The 20037-nt window shown below is 64.1% G+C and carries 18 protein-coding genes and 1 pseudogene; 13 read left to right on the forward strand and 6 right to left on the reverse strand.

Features of this window, described 5'->3' with window-relative positions; translation table 11 throughout:
• Nucleotides 1–2 precede the first annotated feature (2 nt).
• The 4 genes from ADADO0_RS13305 to ADADO0_RS13320 are packed head-to-tail and all read left to right on the forward strand — an operon-like array spanning nt 3 to nt 3619.
• The gene (locus ADADO0_RS13305) at nt 3–1214 is read left to right on the forward strand and encodes an acyl-CoA dehydrogenase family protein (RefSeq protein ID WP_511305632.1); all 1212 of its coding nucleotides are present in this window, start codon (nt 3–5) and stop codon (nt 1212–1214) included.
• A complete protein-coding gene (locus ADADO0_RS13310) occupies nt 1211–2227 on the forward strand; it encodes a phosphotransferase family protein (protein ID WP_511305633.1) in 1017 nt (338 codons plus the stop codon). Before ADADO0_RS13305 ends, ADADO0_RS13310 begins: the two co-directional genes overlap by 4 nt.
• Nucleotides 2228–2255: 28 nt before the next feature.
• Entirely contained in the window at nt 2256–2975 is a 720-nt protein-coding gene (locus ADADO0_RS13315; RefSeq protein WP_511305634.1) for a CoA transferase subunit A, read from the forward strand.
• Nucleotides 2975–3619, forward strand: a complete 645-nt coding sequence (locus tag ADADO0_RS13320) for a CoA transferase subunit B (RefSeq protein ID WP_511305635.1) — start codon at nt 2975–2977, stop codon at nt 3617–3619. Before ADADO0_RS13315 ends, ADADO0_RS13320 begins: the two co-directional genes overlap by 1 nt.
• Nucleotides 3620–3686: 67 nt before the next feature.
• On the opposite strand, the pseudogene ADADO0_RS13325 reads toward ADADO0_RS13320, so the two are convergent.
• Nucleotides 3687–4215, reverse strand: a pseudogene (locus tag ADADO0_RS13325) (dihydrofolate reductase family protein).
• A gap of 112 nt (nt 4216–4327) precedes the next feature.
• Complete coding sequence (locus ADADO0_RS13330) at nt 4328–6049, reverse strand: CocE/NonD family hydrolase (protein ID WP_511305636.1); 1722 nt, start codon at nt 6047–6049, stop codon at nt 4328–4330.
• A gap of 336 nt (nt 6050–6385) precedes the next feature.
• On the opposite strand from ADADO0_RS13330, the gene ADADO0_RS13335 reads away from it, so the two are divergent.
• From ADADO0_RS13335 to ADADO0_RS13350, 4 genes are all read left to right on the forward strand, one after another.
• A complete protein-coding gene (locus ADADO0_RS13335; protein ID WP_511305637.1) occupies nt 6386–7594 on the forward strand; it encodes an ABC transporter substrate-binding protein in 1209 nt (402 codons plus the stop codon).
• Between the two features lie 71 nt (nt 7595–7665).
• Nucleotides 7666–8565: a branched-chain amino acid ABC transporter permease gene (locus tag ADADO0_RS13340; protein WP_511305638.1), complete on the forward strand. Its 900-nt coding sequence runs from the start codon at nt 7666–7668 to the stop codon at nt 8563–8565.
• Nucleotides 8566–8569: 4 nt separating this feature from the next.
• Nucleotides 8570–10549, forward strand: coding sequence for a branched-chain amino acid ABC transporter ATP-binding protein/permease (locus tag ADADO0_RS13345; protein WP_511305639.1), 1980 nt, complete (start codon nt 8570–8572; stop codon nt 10547–10549).
• Between the two features lie 7 nt (nt 10550–10556).
• On the forward strand, nt 10557–11279 hold the full coding sequence (locus ADADO0_RS13350) for an ABC transporter ATP-binding protein (protein ID WP_511305640.1): 723 nt from the start codon (nt 10557–10559) through the stop codon (nt 11277–11279).
• A 192-nt stretch (nt 11280–11471) separates the two neighbouring features.
• On the opposite strand, the gene ADADO0_RS13355 is transcribed toward ADADO0_RS13350, so the two are convergent.
• Entirely contained in the window at nt 11472–11750 is a 279-nt protein-coding gene (locus ADADO0_RS13355; protein WP_511305641.1) for a GNAT family N-acetyltransferase, read from the reverse strand.
• A gap of 351 nt (nt 11751–12101) precedes the next feature.
• Here ADADO0_RS13355 and ADADO0_RS13360 point away from each other — a divergent pair, with 351 nt between their 5' ends.
• Nucleotides 12102–13103: an ABC transporter substrate-binding protein gene (locus ADADO0_RS13360; RefSeq protein ID WP_511305642.1), complete on the forward strand. Its 1002-nt coding sequence runs from the start codon at nt 12102–12104 to the stop codon at nt 13101–13103.
• 103 nt (nt 13104–13206) lie between these two features.
• Here the strand turns inward: ADADO0_RS13360 and ADADO0_RS13365 are convergent, their stop codons facing one another.
• Entirely contained in the window at nt 13207–14163 is a 957-nt protein-coding gene (locus tag ADADO0_RS13365) for a DUF1775 domain-containing protein (protein WP_511305643.1), read from the reverse strand.
• 35 nt (nt 14164–14198) lie between these two features.
• A complete protein-coding gene (locus tag ADADO0_RS13370; RefSeq protein ID WP_511305644.1) occupies nt 14199–14555 on the reverse strand; it encodes a hypothetical protein in 357 nt (118 codons plus the stop codon).
• Between the two features lie 160 nt (nt 14556–14715).
• On the opposite strand from ADADO0_RS13370, the gene ADADO0_RS13375 reads away from it, so the two are divergent.
• Nucleotides 14716–15204 (forward strand): DUF6790 family protein, encoded by a 489-nt coding sequence (locus ADADO0_RS13375; protein ID WP_511305645.1) that lies wholly within the window; start codon nt 14716–14718, stop codon nt 15202–15204.
• A gap of 26 nt (nt 15205–15230) precedes the next feature.
• Nucleotides 15231–16589: an ABC1 kinase family protein gene (locus ADADO0_RS13380; protein WP_511305646.1), complete on the forward strand. Its 1359-nt coding sequence runs from the start codon at nt 15231–15233 to the stop codon at nt 16587–16589.
• A 66-nt stretch (nt 16590–16655) separates the two neighbouring features.
• Here ADADO0_RS13380 and ADADO0_RS13385 read toward each other — a convergent pair whose 3' ends face one another.
• Nucleotides 16656–18047 carry a nucleobase:cation symporter-2 family protein gene (locus ADADO0_RS13385; RefSeq protein WP_511305647.1) on the reverse strand — a complete coding sequence of 464 codons (1392 nt, stop codon included), beginning with the start codon at nt 18045–18047 and terminating at the stop codon, nt 16656–16658.
• Between the two features lie 209 nt (nt 18048–18256).
• Here ADADO0_RS13385 and uraH point away from each other — a divergent pair, with 209 nt between their 5' ends.
• Nucleotides 18257–18610, forward strand: coding sequence for a hydroxyisourate hydrolase (uraH, locus tag ADADO0_RS13390; protein ID WP_511305649.1), 354 nt, complete (start codon nt 18257–18259; stop codon nt 18608–18610).
• A gap of 1 nt (nt 18611) precedes the next feature.
• Nucleotides 18612–20033, forward strand: a complete 1422-nt coding sequence (puuE, locus tag ADADO0_RS13395; protein ID WP_511305650.1) for an allantoinase PuuE — start codon at nt 18612–18614, stop codon at nt 20031–20033.
• The last annotated feature ends 4 nt before the right edge of the window (nt 20034–20037 follow it).

Genomic DNA, 20037 nt, shown 5'->3' on the forward strand with positions numbered 1-20037 from the left:
CCATGGATTTCTCCATCTCCCCGGCCCTGGACGACCTGCGCAGGCGGGTCGCCGCCTTTGTGGAGCGCGAACTCATCCCGCTCGAAGCCGAGCCTGGTTCCTACGATGCCCATGAGAACATCCGCACCGACCTGCTCGCGCAGATGCGCGCCAAGGCGCGGGCGGAGGGTCTTTGGTGCCTTCAGCTTCGCCCGGAGACAGGTGGGCTCGGTGTCGGGCGTGTGGGCATGGCGGTGTGCTACGAGGAGATGAACCGCTCCATCTTCGGCCCCGTGGTGTTCAATTCCGCCGCCCCGGACGACGGCAACATGATGGTGCTGGAAAAGGTCGCGACACCAGACCAGCAGGCGCGCTGGCTGGCGCCGATCGTGCGCGGCGAGGTGCGCTCCGCCTTCGCCATGACCGAGCCGCACCCGGGCAGCGGCTCCGACCCCACCATGATGCTGACGCGCGCCGAGAAGCAGCCGGATGGGTCCTATCGCATCCACGGCCGCAAATGGTTCATCACCGGCGCCGAGGAGGCCGCCCATTTCATCCTGATGGCGCGCACCTCGGACGACCCGCGCAACGGCCTCACCGCATTCCTGTTCCACCGCGCCCAGCCGGGCTGGCGCATCGTCCGACGCATTCCCATCATGGGGCCGGAAGAACACGGCGGGCATTGCGAGATCGAATTTGACGGGCTCAATGTCGCGCCGCAGGACGTTCTGATGGGGGAGGGGGCCGGCCTCAAGGTCACGCAGATCCGCCTCGGCCCGGCGCGCCTCACCCATTGCATGCGCTGGCTCGGCCTTGCCAAGCGATGCGTCGAGATTGCCCGCGCCTATGCCGCCGAGCGCCACGGCTTCGGCGTCGCGCTGGCGGACCGGGAGAGCGTGCAGCTCAAGCTCGGCCAGACCGCCATGAACATCGAGATCGGCCGGCTCCTCGTGATGAAGGCGGCGTGGGCGCTCGACCAGGGCAGCCGCGCCCGCAAGGAGGTGTCCATGGCCAAGGTGCAGGCCGCCAACACCTTGCATGGCGCGGCCGACATGGCGATCCAGATCAACGGCGCGCGCGGCTATTCCAAGGACACGGTGCTGGAATGGATCTACCGCTACGCCAGGCAGGCGCGGTTGGTGGACGGGGCGGACGAGGTGCACGAAATGGTGCTCAACCGCTTCCTCTCGGAGGAGGGAACGGAGTTCTGGCACTGGCCGGTGGCGCCCTCATGAGCGGCGCGGACGATCGCTTCGGCTTCAGCATCAAGGTTCTGGACGCCTATCTGCGGGCGCAGGTGCCGGGCCTCGAAGGGCAGGCGAGGCTGGAGCCAATCGCGGGCGGCCAGTCCAACCCGACCTTCTTCGTCACCTATGACAACCGCCGCCTGGTGCTGCGCAAGCAGCCGGCGGGGGACCTGCTGCCGTCCGCCCATGCGGTGGACCGGGAATATCGCGTCATCAGCGCGCTCGCGGACCATGGGGTGCCGGTGGCGCCGGCGCTGCTGTATTGCGCCGACCGCGCCATCGTCGGTACGCCGTTCTATGTCATGGAGCGGGTGGACGGGCGCGTGTTCCACGACTGCACCCTTCCGGGGGTAAGCCCGCAGGATCGGGGCGCCATGTATGCCTCCATGGCCCGCACCCTGGCGGTGCTTCACAATGTGGACGCCGCTGCGGCCGGCCTCGGTGATTTCGGCCGGCCGGGAAATTATTTCGCCCGTCAGGTGAGCCGCTGGAGCCGGCAATGGGAGCAGTCCCGGACCCGCGAGGACGCCAATGTGGAGCGCCTGGTGGCCTGGCTCCCGGCGAACATCCCCGCCGATGACACCACCGGCGTGGTACACGGCGACTACCGCATCGGCAATCTCATGTTCCACCCCACCGAGCCGCGCGTCGTGGCCCTGCTCGACTGGGAACTCTCCACCCTGGGCCATCCCCTGGCGGATCTCGCCCATAGCGCCATGGCGTGGCTGTCGCAGCCGGACGAGTATGGTGGGATCGCGGGACTTGATCTCGACAGGCTGGGACTTCCCTCGTTAAAGTCCTATCTGGCGGTCTATGATGCCGACGCGTGCCATGGGGTGGGGATGACAAACTTCCACATGGCGTTCGCACTGTTCCGCTGGTCTATGATCTTTGAGGGTATCGCCGGGCGCGCCAAGGCCGGTACGGCGACATCTGAGAATGCGGAAGAGACAGGCCGGCTTGCGGCGGCATTTGCCCATAGGGCCGTGGACCTGATTTAACGCGATAGGGTTGGGAGGATTCTGACAGATGCGCAACAAGGTGTTTGCGGATGCACAAAGCGCGCTTGAAGGCACGCTCAAGGACGGAATGATGATTATGGCCGGCGGCTTCGGCCTGTGCGGCATCGCCGAGAACCTGATCGCCGCGATCCGGGATAACGGCGTCAAGAACCTGACCGTCGTGTCGAACAATTGCGGCGTGGACGATTTCGGCCTCGGCCTTCTGCTCGCCAACGGGCAGATCAAGAAGATGCTGTCGTCCTACGTGGGCGAGAACAAGCTGTTCGAGAAGCTGTATCTCTCCGGCGAACTGGAACTGGAATTCAACCCGCAGGGCACGCTGGCCGAGCGCATCCGCGCCGGCGGCGCGGGCATTGCCGGCTTCTACACCAAGACAGGCGTCGGCACGATCATCGCCGAGGGCAAGCCGACCCGCGATTTCAACGGCCAGACCTATGTGCTGGAGACCGGCCTCAAGGCTGATCTGTCCATCATCAAGGCCTGGAAGGCGGATAAGGAAGGCAACCTCGTCTATCGCAAGACGGCGCGCAACTTCAATCCGATGATGGCGACCGCCAGCAACATCACCATCGCCGAGGTCGAGGAGATCGTGGAAGTCGGCGAACTCGAGCACGACAACATCCACACGCCGAGCATCTATGTGGATCGCGTCGTTCTCAGCAAGAATGCCGAGAAGCGGATCGAAAAAGTGACCACCCGTCCCCGCGAGCACGAGGAGGCGAAGTAATGGCCTGGACCCGCGAACAGATGGCCGCGCGTGCGGCAAAGCAGATTGAAGACGGTTTCTACGTCAATCTCGGCATCGGGATTCCCACCCTGGTCGCGAACTTCCTGCCCCCCGGCATGGACGTGAGCTTCCAGAGCGAGAACGGCATGCTCGGCATCGGCCCCTTCCCCTATCCGGGCGAGGAGGATCCCGACCTCATCAACGCCGGCAAGCAGACCGTAACCGAGGTGCCAGACACCTCGTATTTCTCCAGCTCCGACAGCTTCGCCATGATCCGTGGCGGCCATATGGACCTGTCCATCCTCGGCTCCATGCAGGTGTCCGAGACCGGCGACATCGCCAACTGGATGGTGCCGGGCAAGATGGTGAAGGGCATGGGCGGGGCGATGGATCTCGTCGCCGGCGCCAAGTCGGTGATCGTGCTCATGGAGCATGTTGAGAAGTCCGGCGCGCCGAAGCTGGTGGAGAAGTGCACGCTTCCCCTCACCGGCACCAACGTGACCGACCTCGTCATCACCGATCTCGCGGTGTTCGAGTTCACCAAGCGCGGCGGCACCTTGATGCTCAAGGAACTGGCGCCGGGCGTGACCCTCGAAGAGATCCGCGCCAAGACCGCGGCGAAGTTCGAAGTCGCCAACACCTGACGACATGCCGCCATCGCGGCGGTTCGAGCCCCTCTCCGAGCGATCGGGGAGGGGCTTTTTTATGGAGCTAGGCGGGGGCGTAGGTCAGCCGGATCACGTCGCCGATCCGATCGCTGGAAACGAAGCGCAGGGCCGGCCGGGAACCGGCAAAGAAGGGTGCCCCGCCGCCGACCACGACCGGGTGGATGTAGAGGCGATACGCATCGATCAGGCCGAGCGCGGTCAGGCTTCGCGCCAGAACGGGTCCGCCGACCTGGATCTCCCCGTTGATCCTTTCTTTCAAGCCGCGAACCGTGCCCTCCAAGTCATCGCCAATGAGCGTGGCGTTGGGGGCCGACCGAGGTCAGCGTGCGCGAGACCACCCACTTGTGCTGCTTCCGCCAGGCTTCCGCGAACGCGCGCCTCGGGGCATCCCATTCGGGATGATCCTCGTCCCAATAGCGCATGATCTCGTAGAGGCGGCGGCCGTAGATGCTGCCCACCTGTTCGCGGGCCTGCTCGATGAAATGGCCGAACAGCTCGGCATCCGGGCCGAACGCCATATGGTCGACATAGCCGTCCAGGGACTGGTTCATTCCAAAGACAAGCTTCGCCATGCCGCGCATCTCCGCCCCGATTTTTTATCGAGGTTGCGCGGAAACGCGATGGGGCGCAATCCGCGCGCCGGCGGTGCGCCCCCATCGTTTCAGTAGGCGGGCGCCGTGCCGCTCACCGCTTCGGAATCAGCGGCAGCAGCAGATAGGATTCGTGCGCGCCGCCCGTTGAGAGCGTATTTTTGCCGTCGAACACCTCTGGCGGACGATCCTGCGGATCATTGTGCAGGAACGGTCCCGAGCCCCGGAAGCGGCCGACCATGACCTCGCGCTCGAAGTCTTTTCCTTCGATCAGCAGATCCAGCCGGTAGCCCTTGGGCACCACCAGGCTGGTGGGCAGGATTTCCACATCGACGGGGTAGCGTTCATCCGGCGCCATCGGCTGGGCTTCGTCGTGGGAATGATAGGGCCGGTAGGGCTTGGACTTCACCGGGTCCAGCTTGCGGTGGGAGACGCGCAGCCAGCCCTGGCTGATGGGCGTCGCGAGATCGTTGGCGCCGGAATAGACCACCTCCGTACCATCGGGCGCGAACGCCTGGAGGGTGACGAAAATGTCCATGTCTCGCGTGCTCGAGGAAACCCACAGTCGCAGAGCGACCGGCCCGGTGAATTCGCTCTCTTCCGCCATAGGCCCGGTGGTGAAACGCAGGCCCTCGCCCAGTCCCTGGTAGCTGGCGGAAGCCGATGCCTCAGGTGCCGAGGTCGACAGGGTATGCGCTCCGGCATCCAGATAAAACTTGGTCCACACCGTGCGCGCCAGCGGCCATTCCTGCTCCATGCGCTTGGTGAAGCCGCCGGGATGGCGGATCGCCAACTGCACCGGGGGCTCGGCGTCCCAGCCGTTGTCGATGCCTTTCAGGAAATGATCGAAGAAGCGCATCTGCAGCGCCACGCCCTCGGGCATGTAGAAGGCCTCGAAGTGGGTGCCGCAATGCATCTCCAGCCATTTCTGCTTGGAGGAGGCGTTGAGATAGCCCTCGATATTGCCGCGCATATGCAGCCCTAGCCCACCCCAGTTGCCAGCGGAGAGGAGTGGGACCTCGATCCGGCTGAGATCGGGCGAATATTGCTTGAACCAGGCGTCGTCCAGCGTGTGCCGGCGATAGCCTTCCAGCGTGTCGATGCGGTTGCCCTCGAGAATGCCGGGCGGCAGCGGCGGGCCGTTATAGGCGCCACCGGTGTCGGCATCGCGGAAGGTGGTCGCGCCATTGCCGTTCTGGTGCGGAATGACCGCGCGGGTGAACCAGTAGGCGGGAAAATTATTGCTGAGAATGCCGCCCTGCCGGCGCTGGTCGCGATAGGCGTCGGAGGCGCCTTCCCAGGGGATCATCGCCTTGAGGGAGGGCGGCCGCATGGAGCCGAGCATCCACTGGTTGATTGCGAAATAGGAAATGCCTAGCGTGCCGACCGCGCCTGACGACCAGGGCTGCACAGCCGCCCATTCGATCGCCTCGTAGAAATCCATCGCCTCGCGCGGCGAGCGCAGGTCCATCAGGCCGGGGGAGGCGCCGGCGCCGCGACAGTCGATCTGGATCGCGATGTAGCCGTGCGGCACCCAGCGTTCCGGGTCCACCGTCTCCCAGCGCAGATACTTGCCGCTGGAGCCGTTGCTGGCGAACTCGGGATAGAGATGCAGTATCTCCTCCCATTGCAGCGGGTAATTGTCCTTGAAATGGATGTCCTTGGGATAGGGGCTCATGGCGACGATGACCGGGAAGGTGCCTTCCGCATCGGGCCGGAACACATTGCAGCGCAGGATCGCGCCGTCGTTCATCGGGATCTCGACGTTCTTCTCGTAGATCAGGCCGTAACCGGCCTTTGAAGCGTCCGTCTCCATGTCGCTCGTTTCCTCTTCCGCCCAGCCGGTGCCGGCGCGATGCTAAGATGAAATCGCAAGCTGATCATATGCAAGACTTATCGATAAAATCCCGCGCTTAGCCTGTGAGAAAGCTGACGCGACCGGCCATGGATGGTCGCGGGAGCGGAAGAAAGGGTTGCCGCAAGTCACCCTCCTGGCGGTGGGGAAAGGGCCTTCGTGCGTATCGCCACATCAACCTATCGTAGAACTGGCGCGTTGCTCTCACTTGTTCTAAACGATTGAAGTCCGGTCGGCTGTATTTGCCGTTCACGGTAGAATATGTGCCGAAAAAAATGGCATTTTGGGGAGTGAAACATGCGATTGAACAGGTTCTTGACGGCAGTCGCCGTCAGCGCCCTCATGATCGGTGCGGCTGTGGCCGCCGATCCCATCAAGATCGGGCTGAGCGGGCCCTTCACTGGCGGGTCCTCCTCGATGGGGGTCAGCATGCGCGACGGCGTGAAGCTCGCCGTCACCGAAATCAACAAGGCCGGCGGCGTTCTCGGGCGGCAGCTTGTCGTGGTCGAGCGCGATGACGAGGCCAAGAATGAAGTCAGCGTCCAGATCGCGCAGGAGCTGGTGAACAAGGAAGAAGTCGCGGCCACCGTCGGCTTCATCAACACCGGCGTCGCCCTGGCGTCCCAGCGCTTCTATCAGGAAGCCGAAATCCCCGTGATCAACAATGTCGCCACCGGCACGCTGATCACCCAGCAGTTCATCCCGCCGAAGGAGAAGGCCAACTACGTCTTCCGCAACGCCGCCAACGACATCATTCAGAGCGCGATGATTGCCGATGAAGCAGTGAAGCGCCAGGGCTTCAAGAAGCCGGCCATCCTCGCCGACAGCACCAATTACGGCCAGCTCGGCCGGCAAGACCTGACCAAGGCTCTCGCGGTGCTCGGCGTGAAGCCGGTGGCCGAAGAGAAGTTCAACATCGGCGACACCGATATGACCGCGCAGCTGCTGCGCGCCAAGGAAGCGGGCGCCGACGTGATCCTCACCTATGCCATCGGCCCCGAGCTGGCGCAGATCGCCAACGGCATGGCCAAGCTCGGCTGGAAGGTGCCGATGATCGGCTCCTGGACCTTGTCCATGGCCAGCTTCATCGACACGGCGGGCGCGAACGGCGAGGGCGCGATGATGCCCCAGACCTTCATCCAGACCCCCGACACGCCGAAGCGCAAAGCGTTCATCGACGCCTATCAGGCGGCCTACAAGGTGGACCGCATTCCCTCGCCGGTCTCCGCCGCGCAGGGCTATGACTCGGTGTACCTGCTGGCCGCCGCCATTACCCAGGCGGGTTCGACGGACGGCAAGAAGATCCGCGAGGCTCTGGAAAACCTGAAGACCAAGGTTGAAGGCGTCGTGACGATCTATGACAAGCCGTTCAGTGCCACCGACCACGAGGCCATCACCAACAACATCCCGGTGTTCGGCGTCGTCAAGAACGGCCGCGTGGTCGTCGCTCATCCCGAAGACATCGCCGGAGACAAGGCGGTTCGGGTGAAGCCGGCCACCAACTGACACGCAGGTTCCGATAACGGCCCCCTCGCGCCCGGCGCGAGGGGTTCCGCCTCAACGCTTCGGAAACACTCATGAACATCCTGTTGCAGCTTGTGGTCAGCGGCATATCCGTCGGCATGATCTATGGCGTGATCGCCTTCAGCTACCAGCTCACGTTCGCCACCTCGAAGACACTGAACTTCGGGCAGGGCGAGGCGCTGATGCTCGGCGCGCTGGTCGGTCTCACCACCATCAATTTTCTCATCGGCCAGTCGCTCGGCAATGGCTTCGCCTACCTGCTGATGCTGCCCATCGTCTTCGCCTTCGGCCTGTGCCAGGGCGTGGTGGTGGAATGGCTGGGTGTGCGCCGCGCGGTGCAGGCCAAGTCAGAGGCCGGGTGGATCATGGCCACCATTGCGCTGGGCATCATCTTCCGCAATCTGGCGGAGAATGTCTGGGGCCGCGATGCGCTGCGCTTTCCCTCACCCCTGCCGGAAGCGGCGCTGACCATCGGCCCGGTGCGCATCCAGCCCATGGAGATCGCCATCGTGCTCGGCGCGCTGGCGGTGATGCTGGCGGTGGAAATCTTCAACCGCCGCTCGATCTTCGGCAAGGCGGTGGTGGCGACCGCCAATGACAAGGACGCCGCCGACCTGATGGGCATCAACACCAGCCGGGTCATCACCTTTTCCTACGCTTTGTCGTCCATGACGGCAGCGCTTGCAGGCGTGCTGATCGCGCCCGTCACCCTCACCGGCGCCACCATGGGCGCGGTGCTCGGGCTGAAAGCGTTCGCGGTCGCCATCATCGGCGGGCTCTCCAGCGGCATGGGTGTGATCGCGGGCGGGCTTATCCTCGGCATCACCGAGACCCTCACCGGCTATTACATCTCCACCGGCTACAAGGATGTGCCGGGCCTTGTTCTTCTTCTCCTGGTGCTGACGCTCAAGCCTTCGGGCCTGTTCGGCCGCGCGACGATCAAGAAGGTCTGAGCCGATGCCGATCAAACTTATCGGTGCCCTGCTGGGCCTTGCCGCGCTCGTCGTTCTGCCGTTCTGGGTGACGAGCCCCTATTATCTGCACCTCACCATCACCATCGCCATCTACGCCATCCTGCTGCTCGGGCTCGACGTGGTGTTCGGCTATACCGGCGAGGTGTCCATCGGCCATGCCGCTTTGTTCGGCATCGGCGCCTACACCGCCGGCGTCGTGGCGATGCATTTCGGCATCGGCTTCTGGCCGGCGATCCCGCTCGGCGTCATCGTCGCGGCGCTGTTCGGCGTGGTCCTGGCGTTCCCGGCGCTGCGGGTGAACGGCCCCTATCTCGCCATGGTGACGCTGGCGTTCGGCACCATCGTGCAGATCCTCATCAATGAGATGACCGACCTGACGAACGGTCCGCTCGGCATCAAGCTGAACACACCGCTGTTCCTTGATCTCAGGTGGCTGGGCGATGCCATCCCGCTGTTCGACATGTCGCTCAAGCGCATGAAGGAGGTGGAGTATTATTACATCTGCGCCTTCTGGCTCGTGGTGGCGCTGGTGGTCATCAACCGCATCCTCGCCTCCCACCTCGGCCGCGCCTTCGAGGCGCTGCGCGACAGCCCGATCGCATCGGACTGCATGGGGGTCAGCGTCTACAAGCACAAGGTGATGGCGTTCGTGGTCAGCGCCGGCTTCGCCGGGCTGGCAGGCGTGCTGTTCGCCTATTCCGAGCAATATATCGCGCCGAACAATTTCGGCTTCGAGCTTTCGGTGCAGTTCCTGCTGGCGGTCACCGTGGGCGGGCGCAAATCCCGGCTCGGGCCGATCCTCGGTGCGGTCATCATCGTGTTCCTGCCGAACCTGCTCTCCGACATCGTGCTGTTCCGCTACATCGCCGGCATCATCGCGGTGATTGCGGTCATCGCCGGGGCGCGCGCCTTCGTCACCGAGCCGGAGCGGCGGCTCAAGAACGCCATTCCCGTGGTGCTGTGCCTGTTGTTCTTCGTGTTCTCGCTGCTGCTTCAAAAGATTACGGACTACAAGCTCACCGTGTTCGGCGTGATGATCCTGTTCGTGGTCTACTACCTGCCGGAGGGCATCGTCGGCTTCCTCAAGCGGGCGGCGATCCGCATGTGGCCGCGCCTGTTCCACGCCCATGCCGTCATCGACGCGCAGGCGGCGCGCAAGCCGATCACGGCGGCCGCGGGTGCCGCTGAGGGCGTGCTGCTGGAAGTGGACGGGGTGGTGATGCAGTTTGGTGGCCTGAAGGCGCTGGACCGTGTTTCCATCGCTGTGAAGCCTGGCACGATCCATGGTCTCATCGGCCCCAACGGGTCCGGCAAGAGCACCATGATGAACGTGCTCACCGGCATCTATGTGCCCACCGCAGGCTCCATCCGGTTCCGCGATCACGACCTTGCCGGGCAGACCTCCTCCGCCATCGCCAAGAGCGGCATCGCGCGGACCTTCCAGAACGTCCAATTGTTCAGCGAACTGACGCTGATCGAGAACGTGCTGGTCGGCCTGCACCACACCTATCGCGCTACGTTCTTCGACGTGGCGCTGGGGCTTCCCCGCATCCGGCGCGAGGAGCGCACCGCGCGCGAGCGGGCCATGAGCCTGCTGGCCTTCGTCGGGCTGCATGATCTTGCCAACGAGGAATCCCGCAACCTGCCCTATGGCAAGCAGCGCCTGCTTGAGATCGCCCGCGCCCTGGCGCTGGACCCGCAGCTTCTGTTGCTGGACGAGCCGGCGGCGGGGCTAACGGCGCCCGACATCAAGAGCCTGATGGAAATCATCCGCAAGGTTCGCGATGCCGGTGTCACCATCGTGCTCATCGAGCACCACATGGATGTTGTGATGAGCGTCTGCGACACGGTCAGCGTGCTCGACTTCGGCCAGAAGATCGCTGAGGGCAAGCCGGCCCAGGTGCAGGCGGACGAGCGTGTCATTGAAGCCTATCTCGGCGGCGCCGCCGTCGCAGCGCAGTGAGGATGCCATGCTTGAGGTAACCGATCTCGTTGCCGGCTACGGCAAGGTCCAGGTGCTCCACGGGCTCAGCCTGCAGGTGGAGCCGGGCCAACTCGTCACCCTCATCGGCTCTAACGGGGCCGGCAAGACCACCACGCTGCGGGCGCTATCGGGGATGATAGCGCCGCAGTCCGGCTCCATCCGCCTCGGCGGCGAGGAAATCGGCGGACTGCCCTCGTTCGGCATCACCCGCAAGGGCATGGCCCATTCCCCGGAAGGCCGGCGCGTGTTCTCCACCCTGAGCGTGCGCGACAACCTGCTGCTCGGCGCCTTCCCGCGCCTCACAGGGTCGCGGCCCAAGGGCGATGTTAACGGGGACCTGGAGCGCATGTTCACGCTGTTCCCGCGCCTCAAGGAGCGGCGCGAGCAATTGGCGGGCACGCTTTCCGGCGGTGAGCAGCAGATGCTCGCCATGGCCCGCGCACTGATGCTCAACCCCCAGGTGCTGCTGCTGGACGAGCCCTCCATGGGCCTCGCGCCCCGCCTTGTGGCGGAGGTGTTCGCCACCATCGCCCGGCTGAAGGCGGAGAAGATCACCATGCTCCTGGTGGAGCAGTTCGCCGCCGCCGCTCTGGAGGTGGCCGACTTCGGCTACGTCATGGAAAACGGCAACATCACCGCCTCCGGCCCCGCCGCGGCCTTGCGCGACGACCCCGCCGTGCGCGCCGCCTATCTCGGCCACGCTCATTGAAGTGAAGAGCGGAGCCTTTTGCTCCGGGCCGAACCCCTCGGATTTCACCCTCCCCCCTTGAGGGGGAGGGCAGGGTGGGGGGTATCTCTCCATTTGGTCTGGTGTGGGTGGTCTTGGTGGCGCCATACCCCCCACCCCAACCCTCCCCCTCAAGGGGGGAGGGGGCCTTGCATGGGTGAGCGAAGGCCTCCCTCACCCGTCGACGATATCCGCGAATTCCGAGTGGCGGGCCACCCAGGCGGCCATGAAGGAGCACAGGGGCACGGCATGCCGTCCGCTGTCGCGGATCGCCTCGAAGACCCCCTTGGCCAGCTTGGAGCCGATGCCCTGGCCACCCAGCGCCTCAGGCACCTCGGTGTGGGTCAGGAGGACCTTGTTGCCCTCGATGCGGTACTCCGCAATCGCCAGTTCCTTGCCCACCGCCATTTCAAAACGGCTTTCGGAGGGGTTGTCGATGACAGTGTAATCCATGCGTGTAGATCCTGTGGTTCACGGGCCCGTCGTGCGTCCAGATCTAGCCATTAAATGGATAAATCAAAGGTCTCCGAACCGCTTTTTCCCTGATGGGGCGCGATGGCATGCGACCGGCGATTTTCCTCTTGGCGGCGACGTAACTATACAGTTAGATAAATGCCAATCTGCGTGTCGGCGCCTTCCTCTTTCATGGCTCACGTCCGCCGCCGGACGGGTTAACATGAGGGGCGGTGCAACCGCCGCGCAAGACGATCGACGGACGACGGCCCCCGGCGCCAACCGGGACCGGCGAACCGAAAACAAAAGAACGCGCCTCAGGCGTGACTGAAATTCTCTTGGGAGGACAACATGATAGGTAAATCCAAGCTCGGAGTGTGGCTCGTCACTGCCGCCACCCTTCTCGCCGGAACCGCTGGTGCCAACGCCGCCAACGCCGCCGACAAGGTGTCGCTGCTGCTCAACTGGTACAATTACGGCGAGCATGCCCCGTTCTATCTGGGCATCGACAAGGGCTATTTCGCCAAGGAAGGCATCGAACTGGAAATCCAGGAAGGGCGCGGCTCCGGCGTGACCGTCCAGGCCACTGCCGCCGGTTCCACCACCTTCGGCTACGCCGACTTCGGCACCATGGTGAAAGCCGCCGTAAAAGGCGCTCCCATCAAGGCGGTAGGTATCATGCTCCAGACCAGCCCGATGGCGGTCGAGGGCTTCGCGGACAAAAATATCCGTGTTCCCAAGGACATGATCGGAAAGACCGTGGTGTTTACTGCGGGCGACAGCTTCTCCCAGCTGTGGCCGGCGCTGCTGAAGGTGAACGGCATCCAGGAGAATCAGGTCAAGGTGCTGCTGGGCGATGCCGCCACCAAGCGCAACGCGGTGATTTCCGGCCAAGCCGATTTTCTGCTGGGAAATGTCAACGATCAGAAGCCCTTGATCGAGGAAGCGACCGGTAAGCCGGTCTACGCCATGCTGTTTGCCGATTTCGGCATCAACACCGTCAACGGCGCCTTCATCACCAAGCCGGACCTGCTGACCAGCAATCCCGACCTCGTGAAGCGCTTCCTGCGGGCCGTGACGGCCTCGGTTGAAGAGGCGAAGAAGAACCCCGAGGGCGCGGTGGACGCGATGCTGAAGGTGAATCCCAAGGCCGGTAAGCGCGAAACCCTGCTCGCAAGCTGGACCGTGACGCTTCCGCTGCTTCACACACCCCTCACCAAGGACAAGGCGCCACTCTGGACCGCCCCGGCGGACGTCGCCTCGACCCTCGACATCCTTTCCAAGTATAGCGGCGTGGAAGTCGATCCGGCCCAGGGCGCGAAATACTACACCAATGACTTCCTGCCGAAGTAGGGCGCCCAGAAGCATCCCGTGGCGCCGACGCCACGGGATGTTTTTCAATGATCAGAACGCTGTGCCGGGCTTGCCCCGGGCATTTTCTTTGGCAGCCGGCGCCTCAATGCTTGTGTTCGCCACCGCCCGCCGGCATCGCTGAGGCGGCGCCGGCGGCAATGCTGCGCACCTCGAACACCACGTTCACGCTTCCGGCCTTCTCGAAGGTCAGCGTGCCCTTGACCTTGTCGCCTTCCTTCAGTGGCTGTTTCAGGTCCATGAGCATGAGGTGGTAGCCGCCCGGCGCGAGCGTCACAGTCTGGCCGAGAGGAATGTCGAGGCCGGCCGGCAACGGGCGCATGATCATCACGTTGTCCTTCATGGACATCTCATGAATCTCGAACCGGCCTGCCTGCTCGAACGTGCCGCTCAACAGCTTGTCCGGCGTCGTCCCGGTGTTGGTGATAACGACATAGCCGCCCGCCACCTTGGCGCCGCCCGGTGTTGCGCGGCTCCACGGCGCGGTGACGAGGAGATCCCCCACCTTGAACGTCTGAGCGGCAGTCGCCGCCGCCGCCAGCTTGAGACCTGGCGCGGGTTTGGCGGGCTTAGGCGCCTGCGCGGAGGGAATTTCGGTCCAATCGGCAGTCGCACTTCCGCAGGTCTGGACGGTCGGGAAATACACCGTGGTCGGGTCCGCCTGGGGCGCGAGATAGGCGACGAAGACGAAATCGTCGTAATGGGCATTCGGCAGGTTGCCGCCGGTCCAGGAGATCGTCTTCACCCCCTCCTTCGCAGGGGGACCGTGCATCACCTCATAGGCCCTGGTGTACGGGCCGGTCTCGGTGGCGAGGGTCCAGCCGGGCTTGGGCTGAGGCTTCACCGAGATAACACCTTCGGGAATAGACACCTTGATGCCTGTGGTGGCGGCATCGCCGCAGCCATGCGGCACCTTCAGCACCGCCTTGTAGGAGGTGCCGGATGTCGCCTGCCCCTGTTCCAGGGTGATATGGGCGAAAGCGGGCGTGGTGGACATAAGGGCAGCCGCGCAAAGCGCGCCGCGCAGAGTGAAACTCGACATGGATTGTCTCCGAGAAATGAGGAACGGCAAACGGATCAGGCCCGCGCCGGTGGTCCTCGCGCCTCGAAAGCAGGGAGTGCCGCAGCCAGGTCTGCGGCGGTATATTTCGCTGGTGCCAGCGCTGTCCCGGCCTGCGGCGGTGCCACCAGACTGACCGCCTCCGCCGCGCCCAGGATCGGTGCTACCTGGGACGCCGCGCAGCCCAGAGTGCAGCACAGGAGGTCATGGGGGGGATTGCCGTCGGGGGCTTCGCCGGAGCCGGAGGGGGTGCAGAGCGCGCCGGATACGGCCTCCTGCATCGCCAGTGCGTGCACCGTGCCAGCGGTCGCGCCCATCACGACTTGCAGCAGCAAGGCGTAAGCGAAGGTGAGGCGGATGGCCCACCTCGTCACACGTTCCGCTCCAGGCTTCAGATGGCGCATGGCAATGGATTAGGCGGCTGCTCGGTTTCAGGCAAGGGCCGCGAGGTCGCGGCGGCCGCCGCCGCTTGGCAGGTCAAAGAAAATGATGCCAGTCTAAGCCCTTCCGGCGGTGCAGCCTCGGGAGGTAGCGATGGTCTTCTGGTTCCCAATCGTTATGTGGGCGCTCGCCATATTTCTTGCCGGGGTCTCCATTGGCCGGGCTCCAAAGCCGAGACCTGCGGGTTTCGTGGCGGACCGGCTGATGAAATACATTCTGCTGCTTCCCGTCGGCATCCAGGGCCTGTGGGGGGCGTTGGGACATCTCGGCTTTCCTGCTCAGACCGCCGCCTCGATCGGCTGGGCGCCGAGCCCGTTCCAGTTCGAGGTGGGTGTATGCAATCTCGGGCTCGGCGTCGTCGGTCTCATCGCCGCGTTTTACGCCAGCTGGAATTTCCGCCTCTCTCTCGCCCTCTATGTCACGGCGTTCCTTGGCGGCGCGGCGGTTGGGCATGTGATCCAGATGTCTGCCGCCGGCAATTTCGCGCCGGGCAATGCCGGGCCTATTTTCTATACGGACATACTCACGCCGCTCGCCTTGCTCATCTTGCTGGTCCTGACACGCAAGACCGCCCGGCCCTGAAGCGGGCGGCTTCCAGAAAGCCCGACATGCCCGATGACGCTGAACGCGACCGCTTTTCCGCCCGCGCCGTGCGCTATGCCAGGGTGGGCGCCAATGTTGGCGGCGTCGCCGCCCGCATCGCCGGCTCCCGTCTTCTCGGCTTCGACAAGTCCGGTGAGGGGAACGCAGCCGCGCTGGCCGCTGCCCTGGGTGGCCTGAAAGGGCCGCTGATGAAGGTTGCGCAACTCATGGCAACCGTGCCGGATGTTTTGCCGCCCGAATACGCCGCCGAACTTCAGAAGCTCCAGAACGACGCGCCGCCCATGGGCCGTGCCTTTGTTAAGCGGCGCATGATGGCCGAACTGGGCCGCGACTGGGAAGGGCGCTTCGCCAGCTTCGACTACACGCCTGCCGCCGCCGCTTCACTGGGACAGGTGCACAAGGCGGTGACGCTGGACGGGCAGACCGTCGCCTGCAAGCTGCAATATCCCGACATGCAGGCGGCCGTGGAGGCAGACCTCAACCAGCTTGAACTGCTGTTTTCCCTCCACCGCCGTATGGACCCAGCCATCGACACCCGAGAGATCGCGGGCGAAATCGGCGCGCGGGTTCGCGAGGAACTGGACTATCGCCGGGAGGCCCGCCACGCCGCCCTTTATGCCTTGATGCTGGCGGATGAACCGCTGGTGCGGGTGCCCAGCATACGGGAGGATTTTTCAACCGGCCGCCTGCTCACCATGGGTTGGCTTGAGGGCACCAAGATCCTCAATTTCGTCGATCATCCCCTGGAGGAGCGCAATCTGCTGGCGCGGGCAATGTTCGCCGCCTGGTGGCTGCCGTTTAGCCGTCACGGGGTGATCCATGGCGATCCGCACCTTGGCAATTACACGGTGTTCCAGGATGGAGAGGGCCGGCCGGCGGGCATCAATCTTCTGGACTACGGCTGCATTCGCATCTTCCCGCCGGCCTTCGTCGCTGGGGTGGTGGACCTCTATCGCGGCCTGAGCGAAGGCGACGACGCACGAGTGGTGCATGCTTATGAGACCTGGGGCTTCAAGGGCTTGAAGCGCGAACTCATCGACGTTCTGAACATCTGGGCGCGCTTCATCTACGGCCCACTGATGGATGACCGGGTGCGCTCAATCGCCGATGGGGTGTCGCCGGGCCAGTATGGTCGGCGCGAGGCGTTCCAGGTGCATACCGCGCTGAAGCGGCTTGGCCCCGTGACGGTGCCGCGCGAGTTCGTGTTCATGGACCGTGCCGCGATCGGCCTCGGCGCGGTGTTCCTGCACCTGAAGGCGGAATTGAACTTCCACGCCCTGTTTGAGGCGGCGATCGCCGATTTCAGCATGGCGACCGTCGCGCAGCGGCAGTCTGAGGCTTTGGCAGTGGTGGGGTTGGCGTAACCGGCCCCCCGGGCGCCTGCCCAGAAAAGAGAGGCATGCGGCGAGCACGCCTCTCTGTTGCTGACTTCAGTGTGCGTCCGACTGCTTCGCGGCGGCGACGATGTCCTCCATGGAGGTTCCCTTCATGCCGTTGAAGAAGACGTTAAGCAGCACCGCCACGATGGCGCACAGCAGGATACCGGACTCCAGCAGCGGGTGGAGTTCGTGCGGCAGGTTCTTGAAGAAGTTGGGCGCGACCAGCGGGATCATGCCGAAGCCGACTGATATGGCGACGATGAACAGGTTGAACTTGTTGGTCTTGAAGTCCACCGCCGTAAGAATGCGTGCCCCTGTTGCGGCGACCATGCCGAACATGACTAGGCCCGCGCCGCCGAGCACCACCACCGGAACCGACTCCACCAGCGCCGCCATCTTCGGTAGCAGGCCGAGCACCACCATGATGACGCCGCCAGCTACAGTCACCCAGCGCGAGCGCACGCCGGTAATGCCGACCAGGCCCACGTTTTGTGAGAAGGAGGTGTAGGGGAAGGTGTTGAAAATGCCGCCGAGCAGGGTGCCGACGCCATCCGCCCGAAGTCCGCGCGCCAGATCCTTCTGGTCCACCGGCTTGCCGGTCATCTCCGAGAGCGCCAGGAACATGCCGAGGCTCTCGATCATGACCACGATCATCACGATGCTCATGGTGACGATGGGGATGAGATGGAACTGCGGCATGCCGAAGTGAAACGGCATGATGACGTCGACCCAAGACGCCTTGGCCACCTTGTCGAAGGACATAACGCCGAGCACCGTGGCGAGCACGGCCCCGGCGACGATTCCTAGCAGCACCGCCACGTTGGACACGAAGCCTGTGCCCCATTTGATGAGACCGAGGATCACCAACATGACGAACAGCGAAATCCCGAGCCCTTGAAGCTGTCCGTACGCCGGGTTAGCCACGGAAACGGTCTCCCCGTTCACAACCTTGGTGAACATGGGAATGCCGCCGCCCGCCCAGTTGATGCCGACCCGCATCAGCGAGATGCCGATGACCAGGATGATGGTGCCGGTGACAACGGGGGGAAACAGCGGAAGCAGCCGGCTGATGAACGGGGCCACCACGATGCCGAAGACGCCTGCGGCAATGACCGAACCATAGATGCCGAGCAGCCCGATTTCCGGTGCCGCCGCCATGGAGAGCATGGGGCCGACCGAGGCGAAGGTCACCCCCATCATGACGGGCAGGCGGATGCCGACGCCCTTGAAGCCGAGGCACTGCACCAGGGTGGCCAGCCCGCAGGCGAACAGGTCGGCGCTGATGAGGAAGGCGATATCCTCGGGCGGCAGTTTCAGCGCGCGCCCGATGATCAGCGGAACGGCGACCGCGCCGGCATACATGACAAGAACATGCTGCAACCCGAGGGCGAGCAGTTTCGGCGTCGGCAGAACTTCATCGACCGGATGAACGGCTTGCGACATGAGGACCCCCTCGTAAAAGGCCGGTTATCTTGGGAAGGATGATTTTACGCGCGGTCTAGGCGCCGCTGCTGCACCGCATCAAAGAGCATTTTCGCGGCTCATGAAATAGCTTGGAAGATCGAAGTTATTCCAATTTTTCATATAATCGCGGACGCTGGCGCAGGTTATGCTCCGTAGGCGAGGAATCTTTGCCCGGGAAGGGTAAGCGAATGGGACGCCTATCGACGCATGTGCTGGATCTTGTCGATGGCGTGCCGGCGCTGGGGGTGGAGATCGAACTTTTTCGCATTGCAGCGGAAGGCGGGCGCACCCTGATCTCCCGGCACATCACAAATGCCGACGGGCGCACCGATACGCCGCTGCTCTCGGGCGAGTCGTTCGTGGGCGGCACCTACGAACTGGTGTTCCACATGGGGCCGTATTTCATGGCCCAGGGCACCCCGCTTTCCGAGCCGCCGTTCCTTGACCAAATTCCCCTGCGCTTTTCCATGGGCGAGGATGGGCATTACCATGTGCCCCTCCTCTGCTCGCCCTGGGCCTATTCCACCTATCGCGGCTCCTGACATGACATCTAAGCCCTATCCCCGCGACCTCGTCGGCTATGGACGCAACCCGCCCCATCCCCGATGGCCGAGCGATGCACGGATCGCCGTGCAGTTCGTGATGAATTACGAGGAGGGGGGCGAGAACTCGATCCTCCATGGCGACAATGCCTCGGAAGCGTTCCTGTCCGAGATCATCGGTGCCGTGCCGTGGCCGCGCCAGCGGCACATGAACATGGAGAGCATTTACGAGTTCGGCTCCCGCGTCGGCTTCTGGCGGCTGCATCGCATGTTCACCGAACGCGGCATGCCGCTCACGGTGTTCGGGGTGGCCACCGCGATGGCGCGCCATCCGGATGCGGTCGCCGCAATGAACGAAGCGGGTTGGGAGATCGCCAGCCATGGCTATAAGTGGATCGAATACAAGGATTTCGCGAAGGAGGACGAGCGCGAGCACATCCTTGAGGCCGTGCGCCTCCACACCGAGGTCGCCGGCGCCCGGCCGCTGGGGTTCTACCAGGGCCGTTCCGCGGAAAACACCACGCCGCTGGTGATGGAGGAGGGGGGCTTCCTTTATTCAGCCGACACCTACGCAGACGAATTGCCCTATTGGATCGAGGGGCCGAAAGGCCCTTTCCTGATGGTGCCCTACACGCTCGACGCTAACGACATGCGTTTCTCTGTGGCGGCGGGCTTCGGCTCGGGGGACGAGTTCTTCGGCTATCTCCGTGATAGCTTCGATGTGCTCTATGCCGAGGGAGCAAGCGCGCCGCGCATGCTCTCCATCGGTCTGCATAACCGCCTCGTGGGGCGGCCGGGCCGGGCGGCGGCTCTGGGTCGTTTCCTCGATTATATCCAGAGCCATGAGAAGGTATGGGTGGCGCGGCGGGTGGATATCGCCCGACATTGGATTGCCCACCATCCCCCGCCCGGCGGCTATGTGCCGAGCCGGATGTCGCGCGCGCTGTTCGTGGAACGGTTCGGCGGCGTGTTCGAGCATTCGCCCTGGATCGCGCAAGCCGTGTATGACGCGGGTCTGACGTCCACTCAAGGCACTGCGCAAGGACTGCACGCCGTCATGGCGCAGGTGCTGCGCGCCGCCTCTCTGTCCCGGCAGATGGACGTCATCAACGCTCACCCGGACCTCGCGGGAAAGCTTGCGGCCGCGAAGATGCTCACCGCCGACAGCACCGACGAGCAGGCATCCGCCGGGCTCGACCAGTTGACCGAGGCGGAAAAGGCCAGGTTCACCGCGCTGAACGCGGCCTATGTGGAGAGGTTCGGCTTCGTCTTCATCATGGCGATCCGCGGCCGGACCAAAGACGAGATCGTCGCCGGCTTCGAGCGCAGGCTCCAGAATTCGCTGGACGCCGAACGGGCGGAAGCTCTTACCCAGATCGAGCGCATCGCGCTGCTCCGCCTTGAGCAGATGATGCCGGGATAGGGCC

This window comes from Aquabacter sp. (genome assembly GCF_965279295.1).
Lineage (GTDB): Bacteria > Pseudomonadota > Alphaproteobacteria > Rhizobiales > Xanthobacteraceae > Aquabacter.

Excerpts from the sequence above, each read along its gene's own strand:
- ADADO0_RS13305 (WP_511305632.1), top strand. The coding sequence starts at position 3 with ATGGATTTCTCCATCTCCCCGGCCCTGGACGACCTGCGCAGGCGGGTC.
- ADADO0_RS13310 (WP_511305633.1), top strand. The coding sequence starts at position 1,211 with ATGAGCGGCGCGGACGATCGCTTCGGCTTCAGCATCAAGGTTCTGGAC.
- ADADO0_RS13315 (WP_511305634.1), top strand. The coding sequence starts at position 2,256 with ATGCGCAACAAGGTGTTTGCGGATGCACAAAGCGCGCTTGAAGGCACG.
- ADADO0_RS13320 (WP_511305635.1), top strand. The coding sequence starts at position 2,975 with ATGGCCTGGACCCGCGAACAGATGGCCGCGCGTGCGGCAAAGCAGATT.
- ADADO0_RS13330 (WP_511305636.1), bottom strand. The coding sequence starts at position 6,049 with ATGGAGACGGACGCTTCAAAGGCCGGTTACGGCCTGATCTACGAGAAG.
- ADADO0_RS13335 (WP_511305637.1), top strand. The coding sequence starts at position 6,386 with ATGCGATTGAACAGGTTCTTGACGGCAGTCGCCGTCAGCGCCCTCATG.
- ADADO0_RS13340 (WP_511305638.1), top strand. The coding sequence starts at position 7,666 with ATGAACATCCTGTTGCAGCTTGTGGTCAGCGGCATATCCGTCGGCATG.
- ADADO0_RS13345 (WP_511305639.1), top strand. The coding sequence starts at position 8,570 with ATGCCGATCAAACTTATCGGTGCCCTGCTGGGCCTTGCCGCGCTCGTC.
- ADADO0_RS13350 (WP_511305640.1), top strand. The coding sequence starts at position 10,557 with ATGCTTGAGGTAACCGATCTCGTTGCCGGCTACGGCAAGGTCCAGGTG.
- ADADO0_RS13355 (WP_511305641.1), bottom strand. The coding sequence starts at position 11,750 with ATGGATTACACTGTCATCGACAACCCCTCCGAAAGCCGTTTTGAAATG.
- ADADO0_RS13360 (WP_511305642.1), top strand. The coding sequence starts at position 12,102 with ATGATAGGTAAATCCAAGCTCGGAGTGTGGCTCGTCACTGCCGCCACC.
- ADADO0_RS13365 (WP_511305643.1), bottom strand. The coding sequence starts at position 14,163 with ATGTCGAGTTTCACTCTGCGCGGCGCGCTTTGCGCGGCTGCCCTTATG.
- ADADO0_RS13375 (WP_511305645.1), top strand. The coding sequence starts at position 14,716 with ATGGTCTTCTGGTTCCCAATCGTTATGTGGGCGCTCGCCATATTTCTT.
- ADADO0_RS13380 (WP_511305646.1), top strand. The coding sequence starts at position 15,231 with ATGCCCGATGACGCTGAACGCGACCGCTTTTCCGCCCGCGCCGTGCGC.
- ADADO0_RS13385 (WP_511305647.1), bottom strand. The coding sequence starts at position 18,047 with ATGTCGCAAGCCGTTCATCCGGTCGATGAAGTTCTGCCGACGCCGAAA.
- uraH (WP_511305649.1), top strand. The coding sequence starts at position 18,257 with ATGGGACGCCTATCGACGCATGTGCTGGATCTTGTCGATGGCGTGCCG.
- puuE (WP_511305650.1), top strand. The coding sequence starts at position 18,612 with ATGACATCTAAGCCCTATCCCCGCGACCTCGTCGGCTATGGACGCAAC.